This window comes from Paenibacillus sp. Y930 (assembly GCF_056786375.1).
This window is the reverse complement of sequence record NZ_JBXCIX010000002.1, coordinates 367,246-385,210: the sequence shown is the minus strand read 5'-3', so window position 1 is coordinate 385,210 and position 17,965 is coordinate 367,246. Positions and strand designations below refer to the sequence as shown.

At 33.1% G+C, this 17,965-nt stretch carries 13 protein-coding genes and 3 pseudogenes; 3 read left to right on the top strand and 13 right to left on the bottom strand.

Features of this window, described 5'->3' with window-relative positions; all coding sequences use genetic code 11:
• Positions 1 to 54: 54 nt before the first annotated feature.
• Positions 55 to 375, bottom strand: coding sequence for a Fic family protein (locus tag AC1TO5_RS07185; RefSeq protein ID WP_482062118.1), 321 nt, complete (start codon positions 373 to 375; stop codon positions 55 to 57).
• An 840-nt stretch (positions 376 to 1,215) separates the two neighbouring features.
• Here AC1TO5_RS07185 and AC1TO5_RS07180 point away from each other — a divergent pair.
• Entirely contained in the window at positions 1,216 to 3,093 is a 1,878-nt protein-coding gene (locus AC1TO5_RS07180) for a GIY-YIG nuclease family protein (protein ID WP_482062117.1), read from the top strand.
• A 263-nt stretch (positions 3,094 to 3,356) separates the two neighbouring features.
• Here AC1TO5_RS07180 and AC1TO5_RS07175 read toward each other — a convergent pair.
• Positions 3,357 to 3,503 (bottom strand): annotated as a pseudogene (locus AC1TO5_RS07175) (tyrosine-type recombinase/integrase); the annotation flags it as partial.
• A gap of 594 nt (positions 3,504 to 4,097) precedes the next feature.
• Here AC1TO5_RS07175 and AC1TO5_RS07170 point away from each other — a divergent pair.
• Complete coding sequence (locus AC1TO5_RS07170) at positions 4,098 to 5,870, top strand: P-loop NTPase fold protein (protein ID WP_482062116.1); 1,773 nt, start codon at positions 4,098 to 4,100, stop codon at positions 5,868 to 5,870.
• Positions 5,871 to 6,034: 164 nt separating this feature from the next.
• Here the strand turns inward: AC1TO5_RS07170 and AC1TO5_RS07165 are convergent, their stop codons facing one another.
• Positions 6,035 to 6,241, bottom strand: a complete 207-nt coding sequence (locus AC1TO5_RS07165) for an IS3 family transposase (RefSeq protein WP_482062115.1) — start codon at positions 6,239 to 6,241, stop codon at positions 6,035 to 6,037.
• A 309-nt stretch (positions 6,242 to 6,550) separates the two neighbouring features.
• On the opposite strand from AC1TO5_RS07165, the pseudogene AC1TO5_RS07160 reads away from it, so the two are divergent.
• A pseudogene (locus AC1TO5_RS07160) lies at positions 6,551 to 7,090 on the top strand (3'-5' exonuclease); the annotation flags it as partial.
• 125 nt (positions 7,091 to 7,215) lie between these two features.
• Here AC1TO5_RS07160 and AC1TO5_RS07155 read toward each other — a convergent pair.
• From AC1TO5_RS07155 to guaA, 10 genes and pseudogenes are all read right to left on the bottom strand, one after another.
• On the bottom strand, positions 7,216 to 7,491 hold the full coding sequence (locus AC1TO5_RS07155; RefSeq protein WP_482062114.1) for a hypothetical protein: 276 nt from the start codon (positions 7,489 to 7,491) through the stop codon (positions 7,216 to 7,218).
• A gap of 63 nt (positions 7,492 to 7,554) precedes the next feature.
• Entirely contained in the window at positions 7,555 to 7,890 is a 336-nt protein-coding gene (locus AC1TO5_RS07150; RefSeq protein ID WP_482062113.1) for a hypothetical protein, read from the bottom strand.
• A gap of 214 nt (positions 7,891 to 8,104) precedes the next feature.
• Positions 8,105 to 8,707 carry a recombinase family protein gene (locus tag AC1TO5_RS07145; RefSeq protein ID WP_482062112.1) on the bottom strand — a complete coding sequence of 201 codons (603 nt, stop codon included), beginning with the start codon at positions 8,705 to 8,707 and terminating at the stop codon, positions 8,105 to 8,107.
• Between the two features lie 624 nt (positions 8,708 to 9,331).
• Complete coding sequence (locus AC1TO5_RS07140) at positions 9,332 to 10,804, bottom strand: MarR family transcriptional regulator (RefSeq protein WP_482062111.1); 1,473 nt, start codon at positions 10,802 to 10,804, stop codon at positions 9,332 to 9,334.
• Positions 10,805 to 11,339: 535 nt separating this feature from the next.
• A complete protein-coding gene (locus tag AC1TO5_RS07135) occupies positions 11,340 to 12,587 on the bottom strand; it encodes a phospholipase D-like domain-containing protein (protein ID WP_482062110.1) in 1,248 nt (415 codons plus the stop codon).
• A 253-nt stretch (positions 12,588 to 12,840) separates the two neighbouring features.
• Complete coding sequence (locus AC1TO5_RS07130) at positions 12,841 to 13,752, bottom strand: tyrosine-type recombinase/integrase (RefSeq protein ID WP_482062109.1); 912 nt, start codon at positions 13,750 to 13,752, stop codon at positions 12,841 to 12,843.
• A 166-nt stretch (positions 13,753 to 13,918) separates the two neighbouring features.
• Positions 13,919 to 14,017: pseudogene (locus AC1TO5_RS07125) on the bottom strand (TCP-1/cpn60 chaperonin family protein); the annotation flags it as partial.
• Between the two features lie 32 nt (positions 14,018 to 14,049).
• Positions 14,050 to 15,066: a hypothetical protein gene (locus AC1TO5_RS07120; RefSeq protein WP_482062108.1), complete on the bottom strand. Its 1,017-nt coding sequence runs from the start codon at positions 15,064 to 15,066 to the stop codon at positions 14,050 to 14,052.
• Between the two features lie 83 nt (positions 15,067 to 15,149).
• Entirely contained in the window at positions 15,150 to 16,079 is a 930-nt protein-coding gene (locus AC1TO5_RS07115) for a tyrosine-type recombinase/integrase (protein ID WP_482062107.1), read from the bottom strand.
• Between the two features lie 159 nt (positions 16,080 to 16,238).
• Complete coding sequence (gene guaA, locus AC1TO5_RS07110) at positions 16,239 to 17,777, bottom strand: glutamine-hydrolyzing GMP synthase (protein WP_482062106.1); 1,539 nt, start codon at positions 17,775 to 17,777, stop codon at positions 16,239 to 16,241.
• Positions 17,778 to 17,965: the final 188 nt, after the last annotated feature.

Genomic DNA, 17,965 nt, shown 5'->3' with positions numbered 1-17,965 from the left:
GTCATTACTATGCTTTTATTTGCAATTATTATGTATCAATTGTAGCTGGTGAAATTAAGAATTACAAGAAAAAAGTGCATAAAAATAGATTAGTACATTCAAGATATTTTCTTGATCTACTAATCTACTTTTGTTATTCGCTACTAACTCAGTAAGCAATTCATTCCTTGTTTCTAAGGCGTTTTCATGAATAACTAAAATCCCTCTACCTTTTTTGGGGAACATGTAGTTGGCTGATATAATTGCTGTTCGCTTATTCCCATCATAGAAGAATTGGCTTCTCATAGCACGATACATATATTTCAATACTTTATGTGTATCAGTTGCATCCATATTCATAATGCTTTCTAAATCAGCAACAATATCTTCTTCCACTGGTATAGGCGGTTCATACTTAACCCCACCTCGAACCTTTCTCCATACTAAAGCTTCATTTTAAGCAACAAAACTGTTGATCTTTTTATCTATTTCTCAGTTAAAATCTGATGTTTCATTGAGGATATATCTGAAAGCATTTCTCAAGTTAAGAATTGTTTGCACATCATCCATATGAACCCCACTAACACTCATTCCATCCACAATAGTTTTCGTTTGTGAGAATGTTATATTCACTTCTTCAATTCTAGATAGTTGATGAATCATGTCCACAATTTACTTTTCCAACAAAAACTTAGCTTCTCTTTCAGACAAATTGTATTTATCAGCAAACATGCAAACACCATCCTCTATCTCGTACAAAGCAATTTACCATTGTATAATACAACAAAAATGGCTAGTAGATTCAAGTTAGTTCTTGATATACTAGCCGATATTATTCAATTACTCTTTTTTAATTCCTATCCTATTTCCAAAAAAACACTACAAATTCTACGACATCTAATGTCCTTAAGATAGCAGTAGAATGTGAGATGAAATTTTAATCTATATTATGTAATCACCTTTAAAAAATCAATAATTTATATTTTTAAAAATTTGTCATATATATTGATTTTATTTCACGCTTGTAATGAATAAATATTGTTTTTCATTTTATCAACTGAAATTATTGAATGAATAACTATTGTAAGGAAATAACTATAAACAAGACATTCAATCAGGAGTGATGAACTGTAATTATGCTTCAAGATTTAATAGCATTAACTCAGGACATTACGACGAATGTTACAAAACGGCACAGCACAATCATAAAACAACAGATAAGGGCGATCTCGTAAAATGAATTTTAGTGAAGTGTATGGAATCATTTATAGAATCACTAACAACGCAAATGGTAAAGTTTACATCGGACAAACGACAAGGTTTTTTGAAAGAAGAATGAGTGAACACTTTCATTGTAGCCTTAAAGATTCAAACTCCCCCCTCTATCTCGCCATCAAAAAGTATGGGTGGGAGAATTTTGATAAGGATATCATAGACCTTGCGTACTCCTTAAAAGAATTGGATGAAAAGGAAATCGAGCATATCGCTAATTTTCGAAGTTGTAACGCTTTTCCTGATTGCAACGGATACAATTTAACGTTAGGCGGTGGCGGTACAGCGGGTCGTAGTGATTTGTTGACCGACGAAGTGATACGTATTAAGGAACTTTTAAGAGATACGAGTTATACCCAAAGTAAAATTGCTGATATCATTGGTGGTTATGAAAGTCATGTGAGTTGTATTTATAATGGAACAACTTGGAATCATTTGAAAGTAGCTGGTTTTACGCCCAAAATGGATAGAGGGAACACGTATCCGAGAGGAGAAGATGTCCATAACTGTATTACAAGCAAAGAAGAAGTTATTAAAATTAAGGAACTTTTAAGAGATACAGGCTATCTCAATCCAGAGATTGCAGAGATTATCGGTTGCTCTGTATATATTATACAAAATATCTATTTTGGAAGGACTCACACGCATATCAAGGTAGACGGATTCTCACCGAATATGGATCGTAATACTCGTTTGAGTGATAGAGTCCTTAATATAAATGCCTTGGGTGATGATGTTAATAAGATTATTCAAATAAAGAAACTTCTAATGAAAAACAAGCATACCCAACAAGAACTTGGAGACATGTTTGGGGTGACTTTTTTTACGATTTCTAAAATTAAAACAGAGGTTTTACATGAAGTGGTTTGGGTGGAAGGGTTCAAAGAAAAGATGGGTGAGCTAAAAGAGCAAGCTATGAATCCTAAGAAAGTGTCGATCATTAAAAGGATGATCCTCGATGGAATAAGAAATAAGGTGATCCGTAATAAATTCAAAATTTCTAAAAATATGGTACATAGCATTAGATCAGAAGTATCTTGGAAATGGGTGGAACCCGCACCCGAAGGACAATATGATGAATTGGAAGAACTCAATCTAGAAAGAGAAAAAATAGCCTTAGTCAAAAGAATGCTCTTGGATGGAATTAAGCCTGTTGTAATTGCGAGAGAAACCAATATGGATGAAGTTAAGATTTATCGGATTAGATACGATACATATGGGAGAGGTATCCTATCTTCAGATGCGAATTATGAAATCGATACATTAACAGACCAAGAAAGAAGGGTTTCTGTTATCAAACGGATGCTACTGGATGGGATTAAAGGGTCTCTTATCGCCAAACGATATAACTTGACCACCTCATATATACTTGATATACGGAACGAAAAACTGATGGGTCATGTACAACCAGCACCCGAAGGAAGCTACAAAGAATTTGTGGAGATCGATGAAGAAAGGAAAAGATTAGAACTGATTGCCCTTGTGAAAAGAATGGTTAAAGATAACGTGGGTACCTCAATTATTGCAGATCGATTTGGATTAACCACTTCCAATGTTCAGGATATAAGAGTGGGAAAATCGTATGCACATGTTATTCCTGCACCGAAGGGTTGTTATGATCTAAACGAACCTCAAGAAAAAATAGAGAAAAGAATTAAAATTCCAAAAATAGATTGCAAACATGTAGGAATTATTAAACGAATGTTGTTGGATGGTCTTAGTCAATCAGCTATAGCTAAGAGATTTGGAATTAAGTCATATATTATTGGAAATATTAAAAGAGAGGTTTCGTATAAAGATGTGGAACCCGCACCCAAATTAACGAATCAAATTTTGAAATAGTAATTAAACACAGTATTCGTCATTCATTGTCGATCGACAGTAGTGCACTGCCCTAAGTGCCTGTTAAACTCTAATTCAAAAGTTAAAACCACGCCCCGACTCTATCCTACTTTAGGTCATAGAATGAAGTTTATCGTATGGCCAAGCTTCAAGCATGGGTCGCTGGATGGATGTGCTATGTCCCTATCAGTACTAGGTTAACTATGTTTAGATATAAACTATCCCCTCCCACTTAAACAACTAAAAACAACCCTTTCAGGTGACTAGTTTTTAAATATGTTATCTACTGCTTTCTGCTTGTCTTCTTTAGAAGGCATACTGTATCTTAATATCATGTCCGCTGAACTATGACCAATTAAACTTTGAATAACAGAAATATCTTCTCCTGCACGTACAAGTCCTGTAATGAAGCTGTGTCGTGTCTAATGCACGTTATGCTCATACTTCTCCAATAGGTGCTAAACACTTCAGATATTAATACGTTCTTGTCTGTTACTTATAAATAAAGCTGGATGGCTATCTGCCCGTTCTTCCAATTGCTCTTCTCGATTCGATATCGAGTGTTACTTTACACCCTCTCTTCCCTTTATCACTTCCTACTACCAATAAACCTTTGCGCTTGCTTAAATCAACGTCTCAAACCGAGAGTGCTTGTCCTTAATGTTATTGGCATGACCTGTAGACATTGAACCCTAAAGCATGTTATGTATATAAAATTTAGTTTGCATCTCTTCTTGATCTCCATACCAATTCCATTAGATTTACATATATAACAGCTACACCTTAGTAATATCAATGGTGTAGCTGTTTCTTGTTATGTTTTTATTCTTGATAGGCTACATGCTAACTAGTAAATCTTAAGCATTCAATGTTCTTTTATATTTTGATTTACACCTTTATATTGTTACTATGTTTCTTTCGTTTAAATTGGTATCATTGATAATATCAAGTAAAAAATAGGTATCTATACGTTGGTATAGTCACTATAGAATGGAGGTAAATGTATGAGTGTAGTAGAACAAACTGTACGTGAATACTTGGACATCACAAACTGTAATTATGCTCTAATGTTATCAGGTGAATGGGGGACTGGCAAAACTCATTACTTTAAGAATCGATTATCAAAAATAATCATAGAAAAAGAATATACTCCCGTCTATGTTTCGCTTTTTGGTATTCATAGTATCGATGAGCTAAGTAAGCAATTATTCATTTCTATTAACCCATTCGTGAAAAATAACGAAGAAAAGATTCAAAAAATAAGTCAATTATTTAAAGTTGTTGTAAACTCTGTATCTATTTTTAATGGAAACAATAATGAGTGGAAGATTGACTTAGAACCATTCATTAATCTTAAAAACAATATAGTTTTATGTTTTGATGATCTAGAAAGATGTGATATTGATCTAACAGTATTGCTCGGCTTTATTAATGGATTGATCGAGCATGATAATATCAAAACATTAATTATTGCCTCTGAGTCAGAGATTCAAAAGAAATTTGATATAAAATATACTTCCATCAAAGAAAAAATCATTGGAAAAACAATAGATTTTAAACCAGAAAGGGAATCAACCATTCTTGGATGTATTCATACTTTTAGAGAAAATGATAAGTTGCATAAATTTTTACAAAGGAACCTTCATCTCTTACATTCAATTTTTGAAAATTCAAATAAAAACCTAAGATCTCTTAATAGAGGTTTATTAGACTTTTCAATTGTCTATGAGAAACTGATTCTTGCTGGTGAAAGACATATACCCAAATGGGAAAAAAGTTTATTTGTTTTTACGCTTGCACTTGTATTTGAAATTAGAGCAGGAGAAGTTAGCAAAGAAGAAGTGTCTAAATTAGGTGATCATAGTTTATTAACAGCTTATATTACTAGTGATAAAAAGGATAAAAAGGATAAAAAGGATTTTGTACTTCAACTTAATGAAAAATATTATAGTAATTTACAAGATATAAATTTTAAAATCTTCCCTTCGGTAGTAGGTTATATTTATACTGGTTATTTTGACAATGATACCTTCCTTAAGGAAATTCATTTTGAAGAAAAAGAATTAACTCCCTTTCAAAAATTAACAAGTTTTCAAACACTAAATCAAGATGAGTTTGATACAAGTGTTGATTTAGTACTTAATGACATTAAATCTGGGAAGGTTTATATTAACTCATATGTTTATATTTATTCATTATTTGAGTACTTTTGTGATAAAAATCTAATAAAATATTCACTTAAACAAATTCAACGAATATTCAATATCGGTGTTAAAACAATTGTGGTTCCTACAAGTAATATGGATATTATAGGAAATCTTCATAATGCTACATCTGAATATCATTTTGATCTATTTAATAAAATAAAAATGATAATTTCAGAAAATGAAAAGGATAAATTAGTGGCAGAGCTTGAAACTGCGTTGTCTTGTACTAGTACTCAACCCGAAAAATTCATTTCTCTCTTTAGTGATCATGAACTGACGCGTTACAAGCCTATTTTTTCTTTAATTAAACCACGTAAAGTTACAGATGCTATTCTATGTATGGATAAGTTAGTTAATGTACAACATGTTTTCCAAAAGAGATACTTCACTTTTTCGAATATTGATGAGTATTTCCTTGATGATCTGAAAAATCTACAAATAATTAGATCTAGTTTAGAAAAAAAAATCACAACCAGAAAGCGTCGTACACTTCGTGAACATACACTAATGGAAATCGTTGAACTTATCAAAAATATTGAAATAAAATTGACTCCTAATGTTACAGAATAAGTTAATCGTCCTCCTGTGACGCCATTACTACACCATTTAACGATTTACCTATAAAAAACACCTAAACCTTAGTGACTGAAGTGCTCCCTGTCAAGTGGACAGTAAAAAACAAAAATAGTTAGATTAGATACCTCGGCTCATTTTAACAGAGCTGAGGTTTTTTATTATGCTGTTCGTCGGTATTCGTTAGGGGATAAACCACCTAAACATTCTGTGTAACGGTAGTTGTTGTAATAGCGAATGTATTCGCTAACGCCTTTGAGGACGGCTTCATAGGTGTCATACTTTGTAAGATAATAGCTTTCCGATTTGTAAGTACCCCAAAATCGTTCAATAGGTTGGTTGTCTAAGCATCGGCTCACACGAGACATACTTTTCATAAATCCGTAGGTTACATGGAGTCGATTATACTCATGACGTGTACTGGAAGCCTCTGTTAACAGGTCTTGATAGGCAGGAAATATGTACCCTTTAACTAGAATTACCCCTAAAGATAAGGAATCTACTGGTATCCCCGCATAGAAGTTGGGGACATACGACGACTATTTTCCCATATAAATTGACAAGTGTCACCAAAAAACTCAATAATATATTATTGTTAATTTATTTAGGAGGTTTCTCTAAATGATTTATAAAAATACAACCGTTATAGATTTTGAAACTACTGGCTTAAACCCCGAAATGATAAAATCATTGAGGTAGCATTAATTAGAATCAGAGAAGGAAATATTATTGGAACAATGAGCTATTTAATAAATCCTAATTGCGAAATACCTAGTAACATAACAAACATAACTGGCATTTCGAATAATGATGTGTTTAATTGCCCTACAATCGAACAACTATTCCCTTGGATAATGGCGATTATTGGTGACAGTTTATTAGTAGCTCATAATGCACTATTTGACCTGAATTTTTTGGAAGTACAGAATCGTAGGTTGAGAGGGAAATCAATAACCAATAATTTTATTGATACTAGAGCCATCTGTATAGACAAACATCCTTACCAATCACATAAGTTAGAAGTAATGTGCAATCAATATAGCCTAGATTTGACGGGTGCACATAGAGCAATGAATGATGTAACAGCGACTTGGAGTCTCTTAAGAAAGCTTGGAAAAGAAATAGATGTTAGCCGTTATGTAAATAAGTTGTATTATTTCAAAAAATACGGTGAGCCAACTTGGCTACCAGAATATTCATGTACTGTCGGCATATAAAAATTAATAATAAAAATAGATGTGCAATCTGAATACACCATTCAGATTGCACATCTATTTAAATTCTTAGTACCCCATCCTTACTTAGTAGTTTCAGTTTCAATAACTTCATCGCATTTATTTGTTCACTTGTCGTTACCTTTCAAAAAATCTGTTATCCCTTTTTGCCAACCCTCATGGTATCCTTTATCATATGCTATCTTCATTGTTATAATTTCTTCTTCTTTTAGATCCCTATCGACATCATCCTCAATGTGATCCCTTACTGCTAAGATCATATCTTCACTGGACTGTCCTGAATTGAAGTGGGCATAATAAAGATACTCCAAAAATTTAATTCTTTCCCCATTCTCCATATCTTTCATATATTTAATCATCAGTTCAGCAGTCATTATTGTCACGGCAATGTTCACCCTTTTTAATTTAGTTTGTTATTAGTTTCAAATCTATATATAATCGTGCTTTCAATCTTCTATATCGGATGAATTGCAATTATCAAATATAATTTCAAAGTCACCTTTGTAAATTATATGTTCAATCACTTCTTCAATGCGATTACGACTGCATTCATCCACAAGTAACATGTAACTTCCCCATAAATACCTTCCATCTAAGCACTCGCCAGTTTGCTTATTTTTTTCAACCAGCGTTTGTATGTTCTTATATGTAAAAAATGTAGCCACCCATCTTGAACCATCTTCAAATGTAACTATTGCATCCGTGTTATCATCATATATGTTCCATTCTCCTTCTGCCCATTGTTCAGCTTCGATCCAAATGGAGTATTGCATATCATTCATATAAGTTCACCCACTATCATTTGATAAAACTATAGTACCATAAAATGGAATGAGTATTTTTTATTTAACTTCGGTTTATAATTAAACCCCACCACCATTTAGCTATAAAACATTCAATTATTTAATGATAATGTTAATATTGGTTACTTGTACATTATTGCTCACGAACTTTATAAATAATAAGCCTGCTATAGAGGATGTATAAGTTCATATCCTACCTTGCAGACTTTTGATGATATAGCGTACTCTTGGCTTCAATACTGGGATTCTTCTCTCTTTGAATCGCTCTATATAACGTAGCCTTTTTCACACCTGTCATTTCTTCTATTTCCCTAACAGTATGACTTCCACCGTTGTATAACTTCAATGCCTTCTCCACCTTCTTAGCATCTGTCTTAGGTCTTCCACCAAATCTTCCTCTTGCTCTAGCCGATTCCAAGCCTGCTTTAGTCCTCTCTACAATCATCTCACGTTCCAATTCAGCTATAACACCAATCATCTTAAACATCGCTCTACCAGTTGGTGTTGTCGTATCCATGCCATCACATATACTTACTAATTCAACTCCAAGCTTTTCAAGTTGTTCATACGTCTCAATAAGTTTCTTAGTTGAACGTGCTAATCTATCAAGCTTATATACAATAAATATATCACCTTCTCTAAGACTATCTAATGCACGTTGTAATTCTTTCCTTTCATCTTTAGCTCCACTTGCTTTCTCAGTGTAAACACGCTCACATCCTGCTTCTTTGAGTGCATCCATTTGCATATCTAATGATTGATCAACCGTTGATACTCTTGCATATCCAATTTTCATAATCTCAACTCCATTGTATGTTAATCTCATTGTATCATAAGGTTCGTTTATGATACATAGAAATTGAAACGAGTTTTGATACTTGTTTCAGATAGATTCTGAGTGTAATATAGACAGTTTCAAAAAAGTCTCATATACGATGATTTTTGATACAAAAGAAAGAAGCTGGGGATAGTTTACAGGAATAATAGTTCTACTCAAAATTTTGATACGCCATATCACTTACTTACAGAAAAGCTGTATTAATTTTTTTCACGATACGAAAGCAGATGGTTATTTGGATGTACATTCTGATACATAATAGATATTTTATTTTTATAAGTCACACGGAGTGGGGCTTAGTAGGTATTACAGTTCTTAATCTCTTTTGAAGTATACTTGAATCAGTTCTTATTTCTTTGATTTACAACATTACACAATACCAATTCCAGCATCGACACTTACATTTATTATATGATAAGTTCTAGTTTTATTTTTGATGTACATTCTGATACATAATAGATATTTTATTTTTAAGCCCCATAGAATGGGGCTAATAACTCTTTTAGTTTTAGGGTATTGATTTTAAGTTTTACGTCTTAGATGTTATCAGTTTCAATAAAAGAAAGTAGAAGCAAACTCAAACTATGTTAAAACACTTTGTTGCAAGTCGAAAATCATTTTTTCATATTGCCTTCTCGGTAAGTAATTTCCAAGATCAGTCAGATCATAAAATTGTTTGATACAATCATAGTACCAATCTTGAACAATCTCTTTGCTGTTAGAATACTTAAACTCTAATACAACATCACTACTAGTTGCTGGCGAAAAGTTTAGTTTATACTTATTTGGTTTTTTACGAAATGTACCTTTTTGAGTTCTATTACTCTCAATTACTACTAATAAGTCTTTTTCTGATAATTTTTTTAACGTACGCCCTACTGTTGGTCGTGATAGTCCAGTCATTTGTTCAATATAATTTGAAGACATAAAAAAAACGCCATCTACATTGGCGTATTTTGAACTCTGTACTGTCAGTGAAAATAAAACTTTCCTCTCACTTTCATTCTTACAGCAATTAAAAATATTATCAAAAGTATTTTTGAATATTGTAACTGATTGTGAAGAGCTTACTGTTATCTGATAGTCCTTCACATAAACATCTTCAACTATCCTATGTGCATCTTTCATAGCTAAATCTATTCGGGTTGTATATGCATGTTTTGGTTGTCTATTCATCCAATCTGCAACAAGTAAAGCTGTTTCCTCTTGTGAATGTCCATAATATTTGTAAAAAAGAGCAATATACAATAGAGCATTATGCCTTGTTCCCTGTGTCTGTAATCCCTTTTCAATATAGTTCATTGCTTTCTTTAATATACTTTCTTCATTCTGACATGGATTAACGTCTGAATATGATAATTGAATCACTTCATCTTTTTGACCAGTATACATATGCCCATCAGATAACCTGTCATTGTATATTTCCAATACTTCTTCAATCAACCTATTAGAGACTCGTTCAATTCCTAATAAATATTCGTAGCTATGCTCTTTAGACATTGATTTTAAGCCTTTCTCCTTATCGCAGTAAGCACAAAACTTCTTAGTCTCTTGATGATCTCCAAGAGGTAATTTAACCCCTTGTGTAGCTGATGGTCTATACTCCACATCACCTTCAGCATCATTTGGTAGATCTATTTCTTTTAAGATGGCATTATAAAAATTCTTTGCTTGTCTAATCGAAATTAGATTCTCAAAAAACATTTCAATATGATAACCTTTCTTTCCACTAAAACTTACGTGAAATTCATCTATCCCCCAACTATATAGAACATCCATTATTTTATACGTAACCCACTTTGCATAATCTAAATCTCTAAAATCAATATCAAAACACAGGAACTTACTCTTTTCATCACCAGCAAATGTACCAATAGTGTACTTACCTTCCAGATGATCTTCTAGCATATTATCGTATAAGCGTAGTTTTCCACCTTTAGTTATAGTACGATACTCACCATTTTTCTTTTGCTGTAAAAAATGATCATTTTGGATAATATAAAGCTCTCTTATTTTTTTGGTTACCTCATTTTTGTTATCTAGCCTTTTACTCATTTAAATCACTCCATTCTCTTCTGTTAAAAACAAAAGAGTTCAGAATGGAGTAAATTTCCTATTTTTGGATACTAGGAGCAGAGAAATAACAAAAAAAGCAAGATTTGATTAATTAAAATCATACCTTGCTTGTAAATTGAATTTGAATTTTATTCAATCTGAGAATCATCTTCTTTGTATATTAGTTTCCTTTCAATCATTGATAATATCTTTCATCAACTCACGCATATTAGGTAGTCAATAAGTGTGAAAATAGATTGTAGTGAACACTATTATATAGAGAGTGTGTTTATAACATATTACATAGCACAGAAGTAGTTAACCATCCTTTTGGGATTTTATATAAACAAAAAACGAGAAGAGAACTTAATGTCTCTTCTCGTTTTTTCATCTTCAAAGCCTTACTTTCCCAGATGGACTATATATCTAATTCATTTATGTAGAGTGGAAATATAGATTAACTAACGCATTTATTAAGTAAAAAGATATTTACGTTATCCTGTAACAATTAGTACTCGTTACCTTACCAATGAGTCTAAAATTTACCGAATCCAAGCCATCTCATACTTTTATATGCACGTTCATTACATATAGGAATCTCTTCATTATTTACCCAACCATATAACTCTTGAATGCTACTTGTACCAAATCTAACTAGTTTGTATTCTGAATTATGTATACACTGTGCGATTCGTTTCTGGAATATTTCATTCCCAAAAAGCAAGTATGAAATAGTCTTCTTTAATCTGTCTAATCCATTTAAATCAATAATTTCTTCCTTTAATTTAAATCCTTTACTATGTCTAGCATGTTCATAGAAAGAAGTAACTCGCATCAAAGAACTTACCATCTCATCTGATGATAAACCTTCTAAACTTGTTACTGAATTAAAACTCTGATTTAGTATAGCAAACGATTCAATTTCATATTGGAACTCGTTCCTTGATACTTCAATATGAAACTGCTCTACTTCCTTTAATATATGAGTTTTCAATTCATCTCCTGTTCTGACTGGTGCTTTTAAATATAGATCGTTATATGCCTTTTCATTTCTTATCCAATTTATAAAGCGATGTATTTCGATTCTTATTGGTAATTCCTTCTCCGAAACGATTCTTTTTCCATACTCGAGATAAATACTTTTCAATTGTTCAAATGCATCAAGGTATAACTGGTATCTTTTTAATAATTGATTTCCTAGAGAAACCTCTCTTGTTTGCTTTCTTATGCTTATATTATTTACACTAGGAAATTCATACTCACCAATATTTTCTTTAATCCTTTTGTCTACGTCATCAAAATTATTCTTTAATCCTTTAGTTATCTGATAATATGATTCTAATACTTCTTCAGTTAAGACTTCTGCTTTTTCCCAATACTCTTCGAAAACCTCTAATATTTCCTCAAATATACTATCATCAGAATTTATTGATACATTTAATTCTTGATTCCCCATTAATCCTCCATCTGTTAAATTAGATGATCCTAAAAAGGCTTTATCATTTCCAAATATATATAATTTTGGATGGAATTTTTTTGATGTGAAGAATCTTATTTTTATGTTACTTCTTCCAATAATTTTTTTTAATGTATAAGCATCCGTTGGAAAACCTAGACGAACTATTAACCTAACTGTAGATTTATTCTTTATGATCTCTTCTATTAATCTTCTATCTGTAAAAAAAGCAACAGCTATCGAAACCTCTGTCTCTTTAACATATTTATTTAACTCCTCTCTTAAAAAATCTTTTCTGTAACTTGTATTAGTAAAAATCTGATTCATATTACCCCTCCCTTTATTTTGGAAAATTATATCACAAATACAAAATTTAGAATATCATTTCACTTAGACTATATAATTCAATTCCTATATAAAATAATGCCTGTAGTATATTATCTTTTGATATATGTAATGGAAGATCAATACTAAAATAAAAAAAGCTTAAGGATATTTTAATCCTTAAGCATAAATTTTCTGTAATTCCTGGGGAAATCATTATATTAATATAATTGTACTATTACACTCTAGATAGATCTTATATCTCAAAATTATTTAACGGATTATGCTTCTCATTTTCTTCCCTCAACTCATAGCCCCACATAGCCACGTAACGCATCGTTGTAGATACATCAGTATGTCTCATTAGTTTCTGTATCGCAAAGGCTGACATGCCACTCATAGCTAGCCTGTGACAAAACGTATGTCTGAACGTATGCGGTGATACTCTTATCTCCTTAAAATTCATCGTCAAACGTAAATTATCGAAAAGCTGTGAGATCGAAAAATCAGTCATTGGTTTATTTTCACGATTCAAAAAGACATACTCATTGGCATGTCCAAAGTGCTGTAAGCAGAATGAGCGATATACCATAAACTCTTTAGAAAGCTTCTCTGTTAAAAAGACTGTTTCATATTGCCTACTCTTGCCATATACGTTCATCGTCAAGTTCTTCAAATCTACGTCTGACCATTTAAGCATAATAGCTTCTTTTCTTCTAATACCTGTAGATAGTAATGTGAGTATGAGTAAATATCCTCTATATGAAAAATACGACTGTTCCTTTCTTCTTAACCCTCGGTAATAAGCAAGCATCTGTCGAATATGTTCATCGGTGAAGACATCAATCTTAACATCGGATTTTTGCATCTTAACCTTCTTAGCTATGTTGTCTGTGACAATCTTCTCTTCCACTAAGAAGTTGTAGAAAGCTCTTATACGCATTATCTTGGTGTTAATCGTATTAGGCTTATTTCCATTCTCTTGACAGGCTAACAGGTATTCCTTCACATGTGACTGTCTAACTTGTTCAATATTGATTGCACCATTAGATTCACAGTACTCAACAAATGGATACAAAAGTTGTTGATAGTTCTTAATGTTGACTGCTGTAGTATTCTTGAATCTCCTATCAGCAATAAATTCCTCATAAGCAAACTTTATTAGCATACAAAAAACCACCTCTCATAATTTTGAAATCATGAGAAGTGGTAGTTGCTTTACATATAAATTGTGAATGACACTACTTCACAAAGTGAAGAGTGAAAACGACATATAACTGACGTTGGTTAGAGCATAATGTAACCCCTACAAAGCTCGGAAGCCTTGTCAGTCCTTACATCATACCACCCATGCCACCCATACCGCCCATATCAGGCATAGCAGGTTTATTCGGCTCAGGCTTCTCAGCTACTACAGCTTCAGTTGTTAGGAACTAATAAGTACTATTAATATGATGAATTAAAATTAACTATACTGTAATTTACTCCGTTTAGATAAATTACGAATATCAGATATATAATTTGAAGCTCTTCGATATGTATTTAATTCTTTAAAGTTACCATACACATTTTTCATTCCTGCTATAGCCCCAACCCCTAATACTTCTCTTAGAAAATCTAAGTGTTGAGCATCACCATCAACAAGTTGATAGAATCCAATAGCAGAAGATACTCCTACACCAAATTGCCCTAAGATACTTAGAGTATATTGACGTTTAGCTTCATAAATTTCTTTTTTTATATCAATCATCTCGTTTTCCCTTATATTATCATCACTTAATAACTTCAAACGTTCTACAGCAGATATAAACTCATGACGGTTGGCTTCATTATTAGGGTTATTTCTAAATTCAATAATTTCTTCTAGTGATATTTCACTTATACTCTTCGGAAGAATAATATTAATACTGTCAGTCAATGTAGTAAATTTTTTTGAATCCTTTACTACTCTTTTAATATTTCTATTAATATCATTAAATCCAATCTGCATACTCTTATCAGTTATAGCCGATATATTTCTTTGCTCACCAATAATATTTGCTAGTAGCGTCATATACTTATTAGCAATTGTCTGATGAACCATGATACCGTTATCAGTCTCCTCTGCAAAATTATATTTTATTAGTATGTTTTTAAATTCTTCTGGAAACTTACCATTATAAATTTCATATGTATATCTTCCTCTATCTCGCCATTCTTCCAAGTTATTTCTACTTCTATCTGAGAATTGATAGATAGGATTATTCAATAATAATCCTATTTCACTTCCCATACTCTCTGAGGCATAATTAATCTCATGTTCACTTGGTGAGTGAGTATCTAATAAATCAGTTCTGCTCATGATAAGTTCATGTTCACGTGTATAATTTATTTTCGCGTAAGAGGGTATTATCGTTACTACCTTATCAAGATATAATAAGGCAAACTTTGCCCAAGTCTTGTCCTCTATAAAAAAACTAGGGTAATATAGTATCTCTCTCATTATTTATTAACTCCTCCTAAAACATTCATTTTACATATTATAACATATCTCTGCTTTAAATATATTAATTCGGTAATTTATGCTCATATCTTCACCTTCCCCAAAGGACTATAAAGCTTACCAATCTCCAATATCTCCGTCTGTTCAAGCCCTCTAAGGTACTTAGCTGTTATTTGTGTATCAAAATGTCCCATAAGTCTACTTAAGCTATATACATCTATACCGTTCTTCAATTGCTTCTGAGCAAAGTAATGCCGACAATCATGAGGAGAGCATCTAACCTCTTTTCTGACCTTTGCGTTCTTACAATGCTCCTTCAAAATTTTATTGATACGGGAGCGGGAAAGCCTCTCTGCGCTCTGATCTAGGAAGTAGTAGTCCTCAATTTCATCGTCTAGCTTGTGCTTAAACCTTTCCTTCTTTAGCTCCTCGTACCTACGCATATACCGTCTCATTACTTTGCTAATATAGATCAAGCGTTCTTTAGAACCTTTCCCATGAATAAGAATGTTTGTCCTTGTCACATCACAATTCTTGATATTGCATAACTCAGATACACGTATACCTGTGTCAAATAGCATAATCAAGATAAGCTTATCTCTAACATTGGAATACGTCTCCTCAGCAACATCATTAATGATTCGCTTTACCTCTTCATCGTTAAATGTAATAATAACCCGCTTCGCTTCTGTTAAGTTTTTGATTCGTCTCATAGGATTCTCACGTTCATCCATATATTCCTCATCAACAAGATACTGATAAAACACCTTAATAGTAGCTAACTGATTATTGATTGTGATGTTTGCTTCTTTACCTCTATTCTGACAATGCTGAATATACTTCTTAATATCCATTGATGTAACCTGTTCAGCATCTTCAATTCCTAATTCGTTATTCGTAAATTCCATCCATCTTCGTAATCGATACATACATCCTTCAATGTACTCCTTTTTTCTCCCTTGAATCTGCTGATTCATCTTGAAATCGTCAATCAATTCATTAATTTTAGACACAAAAAAACTCCCTTCGATTTGTTAAATAACACAAATAAAAGAGAGTAATTTTTAAAGACCAATTGTTGCAGGTGAATGAATGAACTTTTTCAATAGAGTAGCTGAAACCCCTTATATAGCAAGGCTTATCAGTCACAAATCATTGAAATTTTGTCCAAATCACTCCCACTCAATCGTGGAAGGCGGTTTTGAAGTAATGTCATATATAATACGGTTAACGTTATCTACTTCATTAACGATACGAACAGAGATCTTCTCTAAGATATCCCAAGGGATACGTGCCCAGTCTGCTGTCATACCATCGATAGATGTTACTGCACGGATACCAACTGTGTAAGAGTACGTACGAGCGTCGCCCATTACGCCTACAGATTTCATGTTAGGTAGTGCAGTGAAGTATTGCCAAATTTCACGATCAAGACCAGCTTTAGCGATTTCTTCACGAAGAATAGCATCGGATTCACGAACGATTAACAGCTTGTCCTCTGTTACTTCGCCAAGTACACGAATCGCAAGACCTGGACCTGGGAACGGTTGACGCCATACGATTTCCGCAGGCAATCCGCATTCTTCGCCGACTTTACGTACTTCGTCCTTGAATAATGCGCTTAATGGTTCAACTAGCTCAAATTTAATATCATCAGGAAGACCACCAACGTTATGGTGAGATTTGATTGTTTGTGCAGTTGCAGTACCACTTTCTACGATATCTGTGTAAAGCGTACCTTGTGCAAGGTATTTGAAATCATCGAATTTATCGGACTCTTCTTGGAACACATAGATAAATTCATTACCGATGATTTTACGTTTTTGTTCAGGATCATCTACGCCCTTTAACTTACCTAAGAAGCGTTCTTGAGCATCGATTTTGATAACTTTCATATCGAATTTGCCAACGAATGTTTCCATTACGCTTTCAGCTTCATCTTTACGCAGTAGACCATGATCGATAAACATACAAGTCAATTGATCACCGATTGCTTTATGCAACAAAATAGCGACAACAGAAGAATCTACACCGCCAGATAGTGCACAAAGAACTTTATTATTACCTACTTGCTTACGAATATCAGCAATCGTATTTTCGATGAATGATTCCATCGTCCAGTTACCTTCAACTTGACATACGTTGTACAAGAAGTTACGAATCATTTCATTACCATGAACAGAATGCTGTACTTCTGGGTGGAATTGAACCGCAAAGATTTTGCGCTCGTCATTACTCATTGCAGCGATTGGTGCATGTTCCGTACTCGCATCAACTTTGAATCCTGTTGGAGGTTCAATAACAAGATCACTATGGCTCATCCATACCGTTTGAGAGCTTTCAAGACCAGTAGCAATTGCGCTACCTTCGATAAATTGTACGTCAGCTTTACCATATTCACGTTTGCCAGCACGTTCAACTTTACCGTTCAATTGGTGAGATATCATTTGCATACCGTAGCAAATACCGAAAATAGGAATATTCAAATCGTATACTGCTGGGTCAACAAGTGGTGAATTTTCCTCATACACACTTGCTGGACCACCTGAGAATACGATACCTTTTGGATTAATTTCGCGAAGACGTTCCGCAGATGTATTATAAGGTAGTAATTCACTGTAAACGCCTAAATCACGGATACGTCTTGCAATTAGTTGATTGTATTGTCCACCGAAGTCGAGAACAACGATGATTTCGTTCTGTTTAGTCATGACCGAGCCTCCCAATATTAATGTGATAATTATAGCTATACCACTTCCGCATAGTCAAGGTCACTACCCACTTCTGTGCAAAAAACCTTACTTATTTCGTTATATGCGCACGAAATGTTGTAAGGTTTTCTCAATTTACCAATTATTACTGTTTTCATTTGCAGTGCAAGTTCAAAAAGCGGGCTTTC